Here is a 14,930-nt window from a genome sequence, read left to right on the forward strand (position 1 = left end):
GGGGAATGACGTTGAAACAGGTTAAGGTGAAATGGTTATTATTTATTGTGATTGCTTTATTTGTTGCCGGGTGCAGCAATAATCAAGCCAGCTCAGGCGATAAAAGCACCAGTGCCGCCCAAAAAGACGGAGGTACGCTAAACATTGCGTTTCAAAGCGAGCCAACAACTTTAGATTCTCAGATTACTGGAAATTCTTCAGTTAAAGATGCGGCGCGAAATATTTACGAAGGACTTGTTATTTTTGATAGTAAAGGCAATGTAGAGCCTGATTTAGCAGAAAAAATTGATATAAGCGATGATAAAAAAGTCTACACGTTTCAGCTGCGAAAAGGCGTAAAGTTTCATAACGGAAAGGAAATGACGGCGGACAATGTAGAAGCTTCGATTAACCGCTGGATTAAGCTGTCTTCACTTGGCAAAACAAACTTTGTTGGTGCACAAGTTAAAAGAACAGGAGACTATACGGTTGAGCTTCATTTGAAAACACCGAACGTGAATACGCTGGCACTGCTAGCAGATCCAATTCCGGCAGCCGCTATTTTTCCAAAAGAAATTATCGAAAAAGCACCTGCTGAAGGAGCTACTGAGTTCGTTGGCACAGGGCCATTTAAAGTGAAGGAATGGAAAAAGAATCAATATATCACGCTAGAGAGATTTAAAGATTATTCTTCAAAAGGACGAAAAATTAAAAAGACTCCTCACGTAGATGAAATTAAAATTAGTTTTTTAAGCGATGAATCTACTAGAATTTCAGGCATTACAGCTGGACAGTTTGATATTGCCTTAGGTGTTTCAAGCGACAATGCGGCACAAATTGAAAGTACGCAAAACGTTAAGAACAAGCTGGCTCCAGGAGGATTTATTGGTTTATTTTATAACACGCAAGAAGGGTTCTTTAGCGATTTAAATGCTAGAAAAGCTGTAAATGCCACGATTAATGCAAAAGATATTTTATCAAGTTCATACGGCGATTCCGATTATTATGAACTGACTTCATCGATTGTAAATAAAAAGTTTCCTAACTATTACAGTGAAGCAGGAAAAGAAGAGTACAATCAGCATGATGAAAAGAAAGCAAAAAGCTATTTGAAAAGAGCTGGATACAGCGGGCAGGAACTGCGTCTTTTAACTTCACGCGATTATCAAGATCAGTACAATACGGCTGTTATCGTCCAGCAAGAGCTTGAAAAAATCGGTGTAAAAGTAAAGCTAGAAGTGTATGACTGGGCAACGTTTACAGATAAAGTAAATGATCCTAAAGCATGGGATATTTACCCGGTAGACTGGGCGGCGCGTTCAACCATTTTCCAAGGATTTTGGACGTCAGGGGGCGCTCCTGTTGAGAAATCAACAAAGTACTTAGATAAAATTAAAGCGGCTGCTTCTGTAAAAGATGCGAGACCAGCCATTGATGCTACGCAGAAATACGTATGGGATGAGCTTCCGTTTACGTTAATTGGTCATAAAGTCAATATTAACGCCGTGTCTACACATGTAAAAGGCTATGATTTTAACTTAGGACCTGTATTTTATAACGTGAGCGTGAATAAATAACATACGCTAAGTTTAAACAAAAAGCGGTTTTAAAGGTACGAGAGAGGCTAGAACAAAAGTATTTTAGTTAAAAGAAAATCCGAACGGTGAAGATTCTTAATGGGAATCTAACTCGTTCGGATTTTTTCATGGTTAGGGTGAACGCAGATTTCATGTATGTAGGTGCTTCTAGCGGTTGATTGGAGGACAAGGCGAAGACTCCCGCGGAAAGCGAAGCCTTACACGGAAATCAACAGCGGTGTAGCCATCCATGCTAGATTGTTAATTCTGTTTGTTCGTCTTTAGATTGAATCCATTGAGTTATGTCTCAATCTCTTTTATTTATCTATCCTTCACACCGCTCATCAGTAAAAACAAAGGAATCCGCATTCGACGCTCGTAAGTCTCAGCGCTGTCAAAATGTTCTTTTTGAGGACATGCTTCTTTTAAATTTGTAACGGTGAATCCGCTTTGCTGCATCAAAGAAAAGTACTCTTCAAGCGTGCGATGATACTTTTGAACGTATCCGCCCATCCAGTGCTGCTGACGGAATCCCATTGAAAAGTAGTTATCCACCGTCCAGTTTGTGTGGAGAGCGGAAGGCTGCAAAGTGGAAGTAATGACTGGGTGTTCCACAGAAAAAATAAATCTTCCTTCAGGTTTGAGTGCTTGATTCACTTTGATGAACATGGAAGCTAAGTCTTCCATATAGTGAAGAGACAGTCTTGCGGTAACTAAATCATATTTGTCACGGGGCGGAGTATAGTGCTCCATCGGTTCATGGATCACTTCTGCATTTGGATAGTTTGAAAGCTGTTGCTGAGCTGCATTTATCATATTGATAGAGCCGTCTACTCCGGTATAAGAGAAACAGCCTTGTGCAAGAAGCTCCGCACCAAATCCAGCGTTTCCGCACCCTAAGTCTAAAACGTTTGCATTTGCAACATCACCTAGAAGCTGTAAAATGGCCGGTTTTTCAATCGTATCGTTGGCATTTTCTTTTTGCTGCCGGCGTTTTGTATAGGCCAAAAACGTCTCGTCATTATCGTAAAATTCAGCTCCTGTTGAGATCTTCAACTAAATCAGCCTCCTCTGTCCAAAGTACCTTATTATAGTCATATATTCAAATTAGTTACAATAATTTTGAGGGATATGGAAAGGGTGTATTATTTTGGAGATAGTGCTATCATGTGGAGTAACCGGCTTGTACACGTTTATGGAAGATAAGTCTAAAAGCTAAGAGTTGAGTATAGAAAGGGTCAGTCTATGCGTAACTCTTAGCTTTTGCTTTGAATCCGTAGGAAACCATTTGTTTTTGGCGTCGTTCTTATTTCGGTAATTTTTCAACAATTGCTGCGTCTATTTGCTGAGATAATACGCTGCTAATCTCTTTTTCATTTTCCACTTTTTCTAAAATTAGCTGCTTATTACCTGTCTTGATTTTTAACATCGTACCTGAGTGGATGGAGAAATCATCTCGCAGCTTTTTAGGAATGGTAAGTCGAAAACGTTCATCAATTTTTCGAGATTGAGCCGTAAATATTAAAGTCGTTTTTTCACCGAAATTCATTTCGTATTTTTGAATCACAATGTTATTTTTTTGGTTAATAAAAAATTGAACCTCCATGTTTGCATCCAATTCGACTGACGTTAAAAGTTCAGAAGTGAGCTGAATCTGCCGTCCGGTTAATGTTGCATAATAAGGAGGAGGCGCCACAGGTTTTTGTGAAAGCGCTATCGTTTTTTCGTCTCTTTTTTTCATAACAATTTGCTGTTGTACTACGTATAGTTCTACATAATCAAATGGCTTAAGTTCATAGTCATCTCGCAGGGATCTTGGAATGACTATTCTACCCATATGGTCAATTGTTCGAATGAAGATATGAGAAGGAACGGGGACATTTTCATCATGATGATCAATAATAATCCAATCATCACAGCTCCGTAAAAGAACTTTGTCGTTCGTCTCGAGTTTCGTTAGTTGCATAAACAAAGAAGGAAGGGATACTCTTCCCATTTCATCAATTATACACTCTTCTTTTTTTGTACGCATCTTGCTACTTAATCCTTTCTAAAAACAGTTTAGATGGGGTATGTTACTTAAATTACACAGCATTTATTTCTTTGTCAAATGAAGAAAATGAGTATTTATTCATCCTACAGATTGAGAAATACAGGAAGTTTGACCTCATTCAGTAGATGCACAGCTTTCCCGTGTAAATGGTAATCATCTGAAGAAAACAAGTTAATCTATAATTGAAAAAGCATAGAATAAAAGCGTTCTTCTTTCTTTTGGTTTTATTGCAAGAAGAGAAAGAAAAAAAGGCTTAAAAAGGGCCAATACCCTATTTCTAAAGAGTAGATGTAGGTTTTTAATCAAAAAATGCCGCGGAACTCAGTCTGAATGATGAATAGATTTATGCATATTAAGCCTAGAAAAAAATTTCAAGCAGTGCTTTTTTTACTTGTTTCGGAGAGCAGTTATAGTTGAAGAATAAAGAAAAAAGCTCAATGTAATGAGCTTTGAGCTAATTTTATCGTTTTTCAACCAGCAGTAAGATGAAGGTAGCAAGCGGTCCTAAAGCAAGAGATAATAAGAACCAGTTCAGACCGGTTCGATTTTTACCTTGCGCTAATCCGGCATTAATTAGAGCCAGCGTTCCCCATCCTACAACGTATTGATTATCCATATGACACCCCGCTAATATTATTTCTTTATATGATTAACAAATTTTATATTAGCATAAATATCCATATTTTTGATTGGAATTCCTGAATTAGGTGGAAAAGCGGTGAATTTCTTCATGAAACAAAATTCCTGTTTTCCTCCACTCAGTGAAGGTAGTAGTGAATAAGAGAAGGGTGCACGTAGTACACGTGAACGTACTGAGGACGATGATAGTGAAGCTGATGCATATATTGATTCATAAGCCTTTGAATGGCGTCGTACACATTGGGCGGATAGCCGTAATAGCCGTGATGAATCCCAACTCGAAGCAAGGAAACGGGAGGCGTGTTATTGTTTTTGTACATTGTTCGGTGCTCTTCTGCGCGTTTAACCTTGCGCAGCTGCTCCGCCCGCCGCCGGCGCAGCTTTTCGCTGTCCTAGTTCTTGATCGATTATAAAAATAGCTGCAGGGTTATTTTGAGCAATTTTTAAGCGGTCTACAATTGTCTGAGCCTGAGCTTCTTCATCGACTTGTTCTCTCAAAAAGTCCTGCACGATGACTAGGGTTTGAGGATCGTTCGCTTGGCTGATAAATTGAAACGCTTGACGATAAGAATTTGTGACGAACTTTTCATGCTCCAATACTTTTTGAAACGTTTCTAACGGTGTTCCAAACTCACTTGGCTGAGCAGGTAAAGAACTTAATTCAACCGTGCCGCCGCGGTCAACTAAGTAGTCAATAAGTTTTAGCATATGAGTGCGTTCTTCTTCAGACTGCAGACGCAGCCAACTGCCCATTCCTTTATAGTTTAATCGATTCATATAGTTAGACATAGCTAGGTATAAAGTCGAAGAGACGTGTTCAAGTTGAATTAAGTTATTGAGCAGCTTTTGAATTTGTTCGTTCATATTTGTTATTCCTCCTTAAGGAAAGAATTTCTTTCATATACTAGCTGCAACCCTCACGTTTTTTATGGTGAAAGAAATCTACAGTGATACTATATGTCACTTCTTTGAGTAGGTAACTTGCCCATCCTTTATTGGTGCTTCTTACTTACATAAAGGGGTCTTATAATATAGGAATAAACGTAGTTTAAAAGACTCTTTTTTTAGATGGTTAAAATTACTATGTTCTATTTAACCAATTTAGTGATAAGATTGTCACTCTGTGCAATTTTAATTGGTGTGAAGGAGTCAGAAAAATGAATATGCAACACGTATTAATACCTGGATTTGAAAAGCTCGCGAGCTTTGTTTTCTGGTATCCATTTATTATGTCTTTATTTTGGATTGCGGGCACGCTTATTTACATACGCTATCGCGACCGAGATCCCAAAGTTGATTTTTCAACAGTTGATTGGCCGTTAGTGAGCTTTTTAGTGCCTTGCTATAATGAAGAAGAAACGATTGAAGAAACGCTTAAGCACCTTTTGGCGTTAGATTATCCGTCTAAAGAAATCATTCTTATTAACGATGGAAGCACCGATGGAACAGCTGATATTTTAAAGGAAATCAGCAGGAATCACCCTGAAGTTCGTGTGATTCAGCTTTATGAAAATAAAGGAAAAGCCAATGCGTTGCATTTAGGTGCGCACGCATCTAAAGCTGAGTTTTTAATCTGCTTAGATTCAGACGCTATTTTAGATCAAGACGCTCCGTATTATCTAATCCATCATTTTCTTCATAAAGGGGAACGGCTGGGAGCCGTTACCGGAAATCCGCGCATTCGAAACCGTAATACGCTGCTGAGTCGCATTCAGCTAGTTGAGTATTCTTCTATTATCGGTTCTATTAAACGAACACAGCGAATTTTAGGAAAAGTAATGACGGTCTCAGGCGTAGTAGTGGCTTTTCGAAAGAAAGCACTTGTGGACGTCGGGCTGTGGGATCGTGACATGATTACGGAAGATATCGCCGTAAGCTGGAAGCTGCAGCAGCGCTTTTGGGATATCCGCTATGAACCGCGGGCATTGTGCTGGATGCTTGTGCCCGAAACCTTAAAGGGAATTTGGAAGCAGCGAGTACGTTGGGCTCAAGGCGGGCAAGAGGTAATGCTTCGCCACTGGAAAGTGTTATTAAAATGGAAGCAGCGCAGAATTTGGCTTGTATACCTAGAGCAGTGGATCAGTACTCTTTGGTCATTCGCATGGCTGTTTGTGACAATCATGCTGCTTGTTACCGCGAGCAGTCCTCAAGACATACTGTTTTGGTTTACGTTTACGTCATTTTCCCTTGTGTTTATGAGCTTAATTCAGCTGTTTATTGCGCTGAAAATTGATTCGAAATACGACAACGTGAAGCGGTATTACGTATGGGCTGCATGGTACCCAGCGCTTTACTGGATTGTCAATACGATTGTGGTAGTGGGCGCATTTCCTCGTGCTATCAGATCTAGAGTGAAAGGAGGCTATGCCACATGGAGCAGTCCAGACCGCGGCTTAACGAAGAGCAAATCATGATTCAAGCCAAGCAGCCTCTTGCTCGATTCGTGATAAGCATCATTGTTTCATCTGTTTTTTGGCTGTATTGTGCCATTGTTCTTTGGTTTTTCCTTTCAGCTGTTATCGGCGTAAATGACCGTTACAGCGGGGTATTAAAAATTGCGTTCAAAACGACGAACGGCGAAATTCGAACGTTTTTAGTAATTGGACTCGCTATTTTTTGCTTCTTTTTCCTGGCTCTGTTTTTATGGAGATTCTACAACAAAAAGAGATTTGGAAGCTTAAACCGACGAAAAGAGCCGGCGTATACGAGTATTAAAGATTTAGAGCGTCTTGAGCTTTTATCGAAGGATCAAATTCAAGAGCTTCAGCGTGCACAGTACATCGAGTTTGATGTTAATCCGTTAAAACATACTGAGGAGAGGAAGCACGCATGAAGAAATATGTATTCTTTCTTTTAATTGCGGCAGCGGTAGTTGGTTTTATTTTCTTTAAAGTAGTGAACTGGGAAGATAAGGCGAAAGCAACAACGACCGTGGAGCCAGCGCTTGAGACGAACGGATGCTTAGGCTTAAATTATCATCGCGTGCGCAAGCATAATTGGTTTAATCGAATTGTCAGCTCAGTTACAAAGTCTGACGAACTGACAGAGTACAGCGTCTACAGCAATGATTTTGAACAACAGTTAAAAAAGCTGAAGGAACTTGACGCTACGTTTGTTACGCCAAAAGATATTGAAACGTATCAGCAAAAAGGCACGTTTCCAAAACGCTGCGTATGGATTTCATTTGACGATATTGACCGTACCGTGTATCAAAACGCTTTTCCAATTTTGAAAAAGGAAAACATTCCGTTTACGCTATATGTAATCGCAGGACAAGTGGGAGCAGAGGACTTTCAAAATTTAAATATGGCTTCATGGAGTCAGCTAAAAGAAATGAAAGACAGCGGCCTTGCGACAATCGGTTCGCATACATATGATATGCACCGTTTAGAAGAAGACAAGCCTTTATTTCTGACGCCTGCTAAATACAGCGCGTTTGCTCGTGATTTACGAAAAAGCAAAGAAACGATTAAGAACCATTTAGGAATAGCCCCCGTTTACTTTGCCTATCCATACGGCAATACAAATGATGACGTAGCTAAGATTGTGAAAGATGCTGGTTTTCACCAAGCAGCTATTTTAGCCCCTCATGTTATTACAAAAGACAACGATCCGTATTACCTTAACCGGATTGTTGTGTACAACAAAACCTTTCAATATCTTATTCTTCCGTGGCTGACGCGTACGAGCTCATGAGAAGAAAGTGAAAAAAGCCTCTGTCTAAAGCAGAGGCTTTTTTCTGTTTACCATCAAAAGGTATGTCAATTACGTGAAGAAAGTACACTTTCATTTCTATAAAAATCATTTTAATGTTACCATAGAAAAGTTGTGATAACAGATATGGATAAACGAAACTATCTATCAATCCTTTTACAAACTGTGTGTAAGAAGTTTGTAAAGGTGTAAAGAGGAAAAGCGGCAATTGTACGCTTACTATTTTACGAATGTAAGGCAATCGGACAAACTAATTCGCTGTCCATTGCTAATTAAATTGTATTCATTATTCACGATTCCTCTCTATCATTTCGTCATGGGTTTTGTTTTATCATTAAAATTTTGATAAAGGTGTATAGGATATGGAAAACAGGCATTTTGAATATAAATTTAAAGAAGCGCTGAAAAAACTAAATGATATTGAACTTGCGTTAAATGAATCATCGATTGTAGCGATTACAGATAGTCGCGGATTCATCAATCACGTGAACGATAAATTCTGTGAAATTTCTAAGTATGAAAGACATGAGCTTCTCGGTCAAGATCATCGTATTATTAATTCGAAACATCACTCAAAACGGTTTTTTAAAGAGTTATGGAGTACGATCAGCTCAGGTAAGGTCTGGCACGAAGAAATAAAAAACAAGGCAAAAGACGGTTCGTATTACTGGGTGGATACAACCATTGTTCCATTTTTAGATGAACAAGGAAAACCGTATCAGTACGTATCAATTCGCAATGATATTACAAAGCGAAAAGCATATGAAGAAAAAATTAAGCAAATGGCTTATTATGATCCGTTAACTAATTTACCTAACCGCTACTGGTTAAACAAGCAGCTGAAAAAGCTGCTTTTAGATGGACAATCTCCAGAACTGATGGCTATTTTATTTTTAGATTTAGACCGCTTCAAATCAATAAATGATACGCTTGGCCATCATCACGGCGATGTGCTGCTGAGGCGCGTAGCAGAAAGATTAAAAAAATGTATTCCGTCCTCTGATTTTATCTCGCGGCACGGGGGCGATGAGTTTATTTTAGTGCTTCATACACTAAAAACTGTTGAGGAAATTGAAAAAATGACCGAGCAGATTGTAAAAGAAATGTCGCTTCCTTTTTATATAGACGGAGACAAAGTGCTAACCTCTACAAGCGTTGGCATCAGCCTATTTTCAAAGGAATGTCAGCAGCATATTATTCCAAAAGACGCAGATGAACTAATTGACAGGTTAATTAAGCAAGCAGATATTGCGATGTATGTAGCAAAACGAAATGGGCGAAACACATATGAAATGAGTTCTTCTTCATCAAATGAAAAAATCATTAAAACGATTAGCATGGAGAATGAGTTAAAGTATGCGTTAGAAAGAAATGAGTTTCAGCTCGTTTATCAGCCGTTAATCGATTTGAAAACGTCTGATGTCATAGGGGCAGAAGCGCTTATCCGCTGGAATAGCGCAAAATTTGGTACTGTCTATCCAAATGAATTTTTGCCCATTTTAGAAGAAGTTGGTTTGATTGTGCCGGTTGGCAAATGGGTATTAGAAGAAGCATGTCAGCAAATGAAAGCATGGACGGAGATAAATTCAAAAGCGAGTAAAATAGGGGTGAACGTGTCACCTATTCAGCTGAAGTCCTCACGATTTGTAACGGACATGGAACAAATTTTGAAGAAAACGGGCCTTGAGCCGCACTTTCTAGAACTTGAAATCACCGAAAGCGTTATTCAAAACAGTCAAGAATCGAAAAAAGTGCTAAACCGCCTGCGGAGTCTAGGGATAAAAGTGGCGATGGATGATTTCGGAACGTGCTACTCTTCTCTCAGCTATCTTAAACACTTGCCAATCAATACGTTAAAAATTGATAAATCATTTATTGACGACTTAGATGAAGTTGGAAAAGTGCTGGTGGAAACGATTATTCAAATGGGGAAAAAACTTAATTTTGCCCTAACCGCAGAAGGAATCGAAAACGAAGAACAGCTGCAGTTTGTGACGGAACAAGGCTGTCATATCGGTCAAGGCTATCTATTTGATAAGCCGCTTTCTCCTGAGGAAATGAGCCGTTTGTTGAAATGAAGGAAAATCCTATGTACGGAAAGAAGCTCTTTAATAGAGCTTTTTTTATGGTTTTTAATCGTATGTAAGGAGTGAGAAAGTCGTGAAAGAGTACGTTGGAATCTGCACGATATGTCAAAAGAACGTGTACTGTTTAGAGGGATTTTTGAACGGTGTGGTTGTTGAAGGGAAGCTTGTCTGCTTTGCGTGTGAAGAAAAGGAGAAGCGTGACTCTCATAAAAACAAAAACTAGCTACCTTGAGTAGCTAGTTTTTTGTTTACTGCGCATTCACTTTTTCAGCTTGCCAGTAATACTCGCTGAACACATCTGAAAAGGCTTTGACGGTATTTGTGAGTTCTTCCATATTGTTATCGACGCCGCCTACTTCAATTAAAATGGAGCGGTCGGATAAGTCTTGATTATACAGGCCGTTATTGCCGCTTGTTTTCTTTTTACTTAACACTCCGCGGCTAAGGCCTGGATATTTTTCCTCTAGCTTTTCATGAATCGCTTTGGCCATTTTTACATTTTCATCAAATTTCGGGTTGGCTTCACCTAATACAATCATTATTTTAGCGTATGATTTGCCGTTGATAGTAGCCGTTGTTTTTTCTTGACGCAGTGAATCACGATGAATATCAATTAAATAATCGACGTCTTGGTTTTGCTGAAGAGCTGTTTCCACCACGCTTCGAGACATCGCATAGGCTCGTCCTGTACCCCAGCCTTTTTCATTCAGCTTTTGCGTCATGTTGGTTGTATCTACTTCCGAGCCAATTCCGTCTGCTTTTAATTCCATTCCTAGCATTTGACCAACGAGCGTGATGTTGGTTTTGTTATCTACTGCTTTATTTTCGTTCGCTTCACCTGGCATACCAAGTAAAGGGAAATAAGATTCCCAGCTGTGCGTGTGGTAGATGTACACAACTTTTCTGTCTCCCGTACTTTGCTTAGCCTGTGTTTGAGACTGTTTTTTGCTTTCTTCGTACGTTTTGCTTTCAGCAGGATCCAAATCACGCTCTCCAGAAATGCTTTCGAGAGGAGGAGCCGATTCATGAGGAATCGTGGTATAATCCGTTCCTTCACCGGCTAACAGAATATGAGAATCAAAAATAGAAAAGCCGGGCAGTTCTGATCCAAATAGACTTCTTGTATCCGCCACGCGAATATTCGTCGCAAGCTGCAGGGCGACAGAAGAAAGAGGAGGCGGGGAGAAGTCTTCTTCAAAGGCATGAGAGAAATGATGGTTTTCCGTATGCATGAAGTAGAACAAGCTTTGAGCTTTATAATTTGATAGCGCTTGATAGACAACGTTCGAGCGCAGCGTATGCTGAAGAGTTGAATACGTGACGGTAAAAATAGCGGCAGATGTTAACAGAACAAATAGTATAGCGATAATTAATGATTTATAAGAAAGAATCCAAAAAAGCTTTTTAGGCTTTTCAGTGAACTTTTTTTTCATAGAGTAAACCTCCTCTAATAAAATTTGAAATCAGCGAATAAGAACTCTAAGAGGAGAATGTTATGTATCTACTATTTACTCTATTAAAAAGAAAAAGAAATATGATAGAAACCATGATATTTAACACAATATAAAAAAGGTTATAGTAGGGCATACTATAAAAAAACGGTGCGTATTGGAGCTGGTTAGATGAACGATTCATGGGTTTATCATCATTTTATTAATACACTGTTATTTCCTTTAACGATGTTTGGCGTGGCATTTTGTGTACTAGGGCTGTTGGTGTACATGCTGTGGAAAGAAAAGCAAAAAGAAGGACCAAAAGAAAACAAGAGCTCTTAAATAAGAGCTCTTGTTTTGTCGAACACTCAGTTAGAAAAAGGGAGATTCACTTTCTCTAAGAACTCAATTCGGTTGTCAAAAGGATCAGCCACGTAAATTCTTTCGACGCCGGGAATGTTTTGGTCTTCTATAAAAGAAATACCGAAGCTAGTCAGATGATCTTTGAACGCAGGGAGGTTTTTAACATAAAAGCCTGGATGCGCTTTTTTGGCAGATGAAAAGGCAGGTTCAACACCAATATGCAGCTGATAAGAACCAAATTCAAACCAAACGCCGCCGCGCTTTTTTAGACTTTCCGGCTTTTCGACTTCTGTTAATTCAAGAACAGTTCCGAAAAAGTGTCGTGCTTCGCTTTCTGAGTTCGGTGGTGCAGCTAGCTGAATATGATCAATATGCGTTAGTGTAAAAGTCATAAACATTCCCCCTTAACTAGTAGAGTACTAGTTAAGTTTACGTGATGTATCACTGTAAATAAATGATAAAAAGTTGATGTGTTTCATAAGAAAAACTTATTATTTTATATACATATAACACCAAATGAGGTATATTTTATTTTGTTGTTATTTAGAAGAATTGGAGATTAATATGGAATATCACTATACGTTAACAAAAGATGATTATGTGGCTTTTAATATGCATCATGCTCAACATTCGGAAAGAGTACAAAAAGTGCTGAAAGTTCAGCGATGGATGTCGCTTATTTTTCTTCTTATTCCTTTGCTTGTTTCGTGGGTTGAAGGAGAGTTTTTACTTGGCATGTTCGTAGCATTTGCGCTGCTTGCGGTTCTTTGGTTTTTATTTTATCCGAAATATTTTTACGGAAGTATTAAAAAGAACATTATAAAGGTAATAAATGAAGGAGATAACAGCAGTCTGACAGGTGAGCATACTATGATGGTTACGGAAGATGGCTTGGTAGAGAAAAGCTTAAAAGGAGAAGTGAAGACTCCTTGGTCAAGCATCACTCAAATCAGAGAAACCGATGAACATATCTTTATTCTTGTTAGTGCAATGAGCGGATACGTTATTCCTACAAGCGTATTTGCAGATGTAAAAGCGCTACAGCAGTTTAAAGAAACGCTGAATGCTGCAAGGGCTGGAAAAACAGGCTGAGTAGTAAATAATAATAATGTAAAAAAACGCCCTCCTAGATACTTTTCTAAGAGGGTGTTTTTTTTAACAGCAGTCCCAGTTGTACAAAACATCTTTAAAGTTACGGTTGCGAAGGTCTTCTTCTTTAATGAAGAAATTGGCCACTCCCGCATCACCAAACATAATATCCGCTTCGTCGTCCATGGCGAATTGAAGAAGCAGAACGTTATATGCGCGCAGCGCTTCATCGTAGTCTCGAGGATCGCTTTGAGTGAAAAAAGCGTATCCGCCCATTTTATGATACTCGCCCGTAAGCTCATCCCAGTAGATCTCTTCCATTTCTTCATCATCAAATAAATCTGATTCCATATCATTATATCGATAGTCAGTAGGAGACACGGGTTCGCTTTTTATTTCAAACTGTAGGCCTACTTCTTGAGGAATAGGGAACATATCTCGGTCAACGTCTTCTAGATACGTAAAATCGGTTGTTAACTTGTTTTCGTCAGTTGTTATGTCTTCATAAAAAACGACGCGAAAGTCTTTTTGAGACGTGGGTTGGTCAAAATCCAGACCATACACATCACCGGTGTTTTTGTTATCAGCTCCGCAGATGAAAAATTGAAGCATGCCTTGAGAAGGCATATTTTCATAGGGGGGCACGTCAGAAAAATTGATTTGTGCCATCAGGAGCATAGGTTTGCCCTCGGAGTCGAGAGGATGATTTGCTTCTAGAGGCAGGTAAGGATTGCCGCCGAACTTGCTGTCATATAGTTTGGGACTATTCATGACCGTATGGATGTGAATATAAGGTTTACATGTTTTTTCGATTTCTTTTCGGTAAGGTTCTAGCTTGGGAGGCAGTGCTAATTTTGATAGAGGATTCATGTGTATTCTCCTTTTTGTTTGTAATAAAAAGAACGTTTGTTCGTGATTTGATTTTACCTTAATACATACTGAAAGGGAAGAGAAATCGTATAAAAAATCCCCTTGCAGAAGCATCCGCAAAGGGCACAAAGAAATGATAGCGTTTTCATTATGATACTTACTGAATAGATTGCTTATTTAGAAAAGAATCCTTTTAAAGCAAATGCGACGTTTTGCGGTCTTTCCGCTAAGCGGCGCATAAAGTAGCCAAACCAGTCGTTGCCAAAGGGAACGTATACGCGCATTGTATAGCCTTCTTTTGCAAGGCTAAGCTGCATATCTGTTCGGAATCCGTACAGCATTTGAAATTCAAACTGCGTGCGCGGGATGTTATTTTTGTGAGCGAACTCTTTTACTTTTGCAATAATATTGTGGTCGTGAGATGCAATAGCCGTGTATGTTCCACTGAGCAAATGCTCTTCGATAATTCGCATATAGTTCTCATCAATTTGGGCTTTGTCTTGAAACGCCACGGTTGGTGATTCTTGATACGCGCCTTTTACCAATCGAAGAGGAATGCCTTTTAGCTCTTTTACATCTTGTTCAGCGCGGAATAGGTAAGCTTGAATAACCGTTCCAACATTATCAAACGTCTCGCGGAGCTCTCGTAAAATATCTAGCGTCATTTGACAGTGAGCATAGTCTTCCATGTCGATTCGAACAAAGTTATCGTATTTTTTCGCCGTTTCAAGAATGCGGCGCATGTTCTCAACGCAAAAGCTGCGGTCAATATCCAAACCAAGCTGCGTCATTTTGACAGATAAGTTGCACGTTACACCGGCTTGGCCCATAGCTTCTAGTGTTCTGATGTTATATTGAGTTGCTTCGATAGCTTCTTCTCTGCTTGAAACAAATTCCCCTAAATGATCAAGCGTACAAACAAGCCCTTTTTCATTCAATTCCCGTACTTTTTTGATCGCATGTTCAATTGTGTCGCCAGCTACCACTTGAGCTGCACCAAAGCGAAGACCCCATTTTTTCGCCGCTTTGTTTAGCGCTTTATTTTGGGAAGCGTGAAGAAACACATTTTTAGATACCTCTGCTAACATAAATATCTCCCCCTATAGAAAAAATCCCTTGTTGTTTT

At 39.2% G+C, this 14,930-nt stretch carries 16 protein-coding genes; 7 read left to right on the plus strand and 9 right to left on the minus strand.

Going from position 1 to position 14,930, the window contains the following annotated elements; genetic code table 11:
* The first annotated feature begins 5 nt into the window (after positions 1-5).
* The gene (locus WKH56_RS29480) at positions 6-1,556 is read left to right on the plus strand and encodes an ABC transporter substrate-binding protein (RefSeq protein WP_342837297.1); all 1,551 of its coding nucleotides are present in this window, start codon (positions 6-8) and stop codon (positions 1,554-1,556) included.
* Positions 1,557-1,877: 321 nt separating this feature from the next.
* Here the strand turns inward: WKH56_RS29480 and WKH56_RS29485 are convergent, their stop codons facing one another.
* The 5 genes from WKH56_RS29485 to WKH56_RS29505 all read right to left on the minus strand — a co-directional run bounded on the left by WKH56_RS29485 (position 1,878) and on the right by WKH56_RS29505 (position 5,112).
* Positions 1,878-2,612, minus strand: coding sequence for a class I SAM-dependent DNA methyltransferase (locus WKH56_RS29485; protein WP_168761179.1), 735 nt, complete (start codon positions 2,610-2,612; stop codon positions 1,878-1,880).
* 250 nt (positions 2,613-2,862) lie between these two features.
* On the minus strand, positions 2,863-3,588 hold the full coding sequence (locus tag WKH56_RS29490) for an AbrB/MazE/SpoVT family DNA-binding domain-containing protein (protein WP_168761178.1): 726 nt from the start codon (positions 3,586-3,588) through the stop codon (positions 2,863-2,865).
* A gap of 481 nt (positions 3,589-4,069) precedes the next feature.
* The gene (locus WKH56_RS29495; protein WP_014458731.1) at positions 4,070-4,225 is read right to left on the minus strand and encodes a hypothetical protein; all 156 of its coding nucleotides are present in this window, start codon (positions 4,223-4,225) and stop codon (positions 4,070-4,072) included.
* A 142-nt stretch (positions 4,226-4,367) separates the two neighbouring features.
* Positions 4,368-4,568, minus strand: coding sequence for a hypothetical protein (locus tag WKH56_RS29500; RefSeq protein ID WP_014458732.1), 201 nt, complete (start codon positions 4,566-4,568; stop codon positions 4,368-4,370).
* Between the two features lie 22 nt (positions 4,569-4,590).
* On the minus strand, positions 4,591-5,112 hold the full coding sequence (locus tag WKH56_RS29505; protein ID WP_310884051.1) for a ferritin: 522 nt from the start codon (positions 5,110-5,112) through the stop codon (positions 4,591-4,593).
* A 293-nt stretch (positions 5,113-5,405) separates the two neighbouring features.
* Between WKH56_RS29505 and pgaC the strand changes: the two genes are divergently transcribed.
* From pgaC to WKH56_RS29525, 4 genes are all read left to right on the plus strand, one after another.
* A complete protein-coding gene (pgaC, locus tag WKH56_RS29510) occupies positions 5,406-6,662 on the plus strand; it encodes a poly-beta-1,6-N-acetyl-D-glucosamine synthase (protein WP_048020377.1) in 1,257 nt (418 codons plus the stop codon).
* Entirely contained in the window at positions 6,620-7,081 is a 462-nt protein-coding gene (pgaD, locus tag WKH56_RS29515) for a poly-beta-1,6-N-acetyl-D-glucosamine biosynthesis protein PgaD (protein ID WP_047750023.1), read from the plus strand. The genes pgaC and pgaD overlap by 43 nt, the downstream gene beginning before the upstream one ends.
* The gene (locus WKH56_RS29520; protein WP_048020379.1) at positions 7,078-7,944 is read left to right on the plus strand and encodes a polysaccharide deacetylase family protein; all 867 of its coding nucleotides are present in this window, start codon (positions 7,078-7,080) and stop codon (positions 7,942-7,944) included. The genes pgaD and WKH56_RS29520 overlap by 4 nt, the downstream gene beginning before the upstream one ends.
* A 380-nt stretch (positions 7,945-8,324) precedes the next feature.
* On the plus strand, positions 8,325-10,040 hold the full coding sequence (locus WKH56_RS29525; RefSeq protein ID WP_342837218.1) for a sensor domain-containing protein: 1,716 nt from the start codon (positions 8,325-8,327) through the stop codon (positions 10,038-10,040).
* A 257-nt stretch (positions 10,041-10,297) separates the two neighbouring features.
* Here the strand turns inward: WKH56_RS29525 and spoIIP are convergent, their stop codons facing one another.
* Positions 10,298-11,482 carry a stage II sporulation protein P gene (spoIIP, locus tag WKH56_RS29530; protein ID WP_034271278.1) on the minus strand — a complete coding sequence of 395 codons (1,185 nt, stop codon included), beginning with the start codon at positions 11,480-11,482 and terminating at the stop codon, positions 10,298-10,300.
* Positions 11,483-11,671: 189 nt separating this feature from the next.
* Here spoIIP and WKH56_RS29535 point away from each other — a divergent pair, with 189 nt between their 5' ends.
* Entirely contained in the window at positions 11,672-11,824 is a 153-nt protein-coding gene (locus WKH56_RS29535) for a hypothetical protein (RefSeq protein WP_165636172.1), read from the plus strand.
* 26 nt (positions 11,825-11,850) lie between these two features.
* Here WKH56_RS29535 and WKH56_RS29540 read toward each other — a convergent pair whose 3' ends face one another.
* Positions 11,851-12,237, minus strand: a complete 387-nt coding sequence (locus tag WKH56_RS29540) for a VOC family protein (RefSeq protein WP_342837221.1) — start codon at positions 12,235-12,237, stop codon at positions 11,851-11,853.
* A 172-nt stretch (positions 12,238-12,409) separates the two neighbouring features.
* Between WKH56_RS29540 and WKH56_RS29545 the strand changes: the two genes are divergently transcribed.
* Positions 12,410-12,937 carry a YcxB family protein gene (locus tag WKH56_RS29545; RefSeq protein ID WP_342837222.1) on the plus strand — a complete coding sequence of 176 codons (528 nt, stop codon included), beginning with the start codon at positions 12,410-12,412 and terminating at the stop codon, positions 12,935-12,937.
* Between the two features lie 63 nt (positions 12,938-13,000).
* Here the strand turns inward: WKH56_RS29545 and WKH56_RS29550 are convergent, their stop codons facing one another.
* Both WKH56_RS29550 and WKH56_RS29555 read right to left on the minus strand, forming a co-directional pair.
* Complete coding sequence (locus WKH56_RS29550) at positions 13,001-13,804, minus strand: YwqG family protein (RefSeq protein WP_342837223.1); 804 nt, start codon at positions 13,802-13,804, stop codon at positions 13,001-13,003.
* Between the two features lie 173 nt (positions 13,805-13,977).
* Positions 13,978-14,892 carry a proline dehydrogenase family protein gene (locus WKH56_RS29555; protein ID WP_033579975.1) on the minus strand — a complete coding sequence of 305 codons (915 nt, stop codon included), beginning with the start codon at positions 14,890-14,892 and terminating at the stop codon, positions 13,978-13,980.
* Between the last annotated feature and the right edge of the window lie 38 nt (positions 14,893-14,930).

It is taken from the genome of Priestia sp. SB1 (assembly GCF_038898415.1).

Bases quoted from the DNA above. Each gene is read 5' to 3' on its own strand.
- WKH56_RS29480 (WP_342837297.1), top strand. From the start codon at position 6: ATGACGTTGAAACAGGTTAAGGTGAAATGGTTATTATTTATTGTGATT.
- WKH56_RS29490 (WP_168761178.1), bottom strand. From the start codon at position 3,588: ATGCGTACAAAAAAAGAAGAGTGTATAATTGATGAAATGGGAAGAGTA.
- WKH56_RS29495 (WP_014458731.1), bottom strand. From the start codon at position 4,225: ATGGATAATCAATACGTTGTAGGATGGGGAACGCTGGCTCTAATTAAT.
- WKH56_RS29500 (WP_014458732.1), bottom strand. From the start codon at position 4,568: ATGTACAAAAACAATAACACGCCTCCCGTTTCCTTGCTTCGAGTTGGG.
- WKH56_RS29505 (WP_310884051.1), bottom strand. From the start codon at position 5,112: ATGAACGAACAAATTCAAAAGCTGCTCAATAACTTAATTCAACTTGAA.
- pgaC (WP_048020377.1), top strand. From the start codon at position 5,406: ATGAATATGCAACACGTATTAATACCTGGATTTGAAAAGCTCGCGAGC.
- pgaD (WP_047750023.1), top strand. From the start codon at position 6,620: ATGGAGCAGTCCAGACCGCGGCTTAACGAAGAGCAAATCATGATTCAA.
- WKH56_RS29520 (WP_048020379.1), top strand. From the start codon at position 7,078: ATGAAGAAATATGTATTCTTTCTTTTAATTGCGGCAGCGGTAGTTGGT.
- WKH56_RS29525 (WP_342837218.1), top strand. From the start codon at position 8,325: ATGGAAAACAGGCATTTTGAATATAAATTTAAAGAAGCGCTGAAAAAA.
- spoIIP (WP_034271278.1), bottom strand. From the start codon at position 11,482: ATGAAAAAAAAGTTCACTGAAAAGCCTAAAAAGCTTTTTTGGATTCTT.
- WKH56_RS29535 (WP_165636172.1), top strand. From the start codon at position 11,672: ATGAACGATTCATGGGTTTATCATCATTTTATTAATACACTGTTATTT.
- WKH56_RS29540 (WP_342837221.1), bottom strand. From the start codon at position 12,237: ATGACTTTTACACTAACGCATATTGATCATATTCAGCTAGCTGCACCA.
- WKH56_RS29545 (WP_342837222.1), top strand. From the start codon at position 12,410: ATGGAATATCACTATACGTTAACAAAAGATGATTATGTGGCTTTTAAT.
- WKH56_RS29550 (WP_342837223.1), bottom strand. From the start codon at position 13,804: ATGAATCCTCTATCAAAATTAGCACTGCCTCCCAAGCTAGAACCTTAC.
- WKH56_RS29555 (WP_033579975.1), bottom strand. From the start codon at position 14,892: ATGTTAGCAGAGGTATCTAAAAATGTGTTTCTTCACGCTTCCCAAAAT.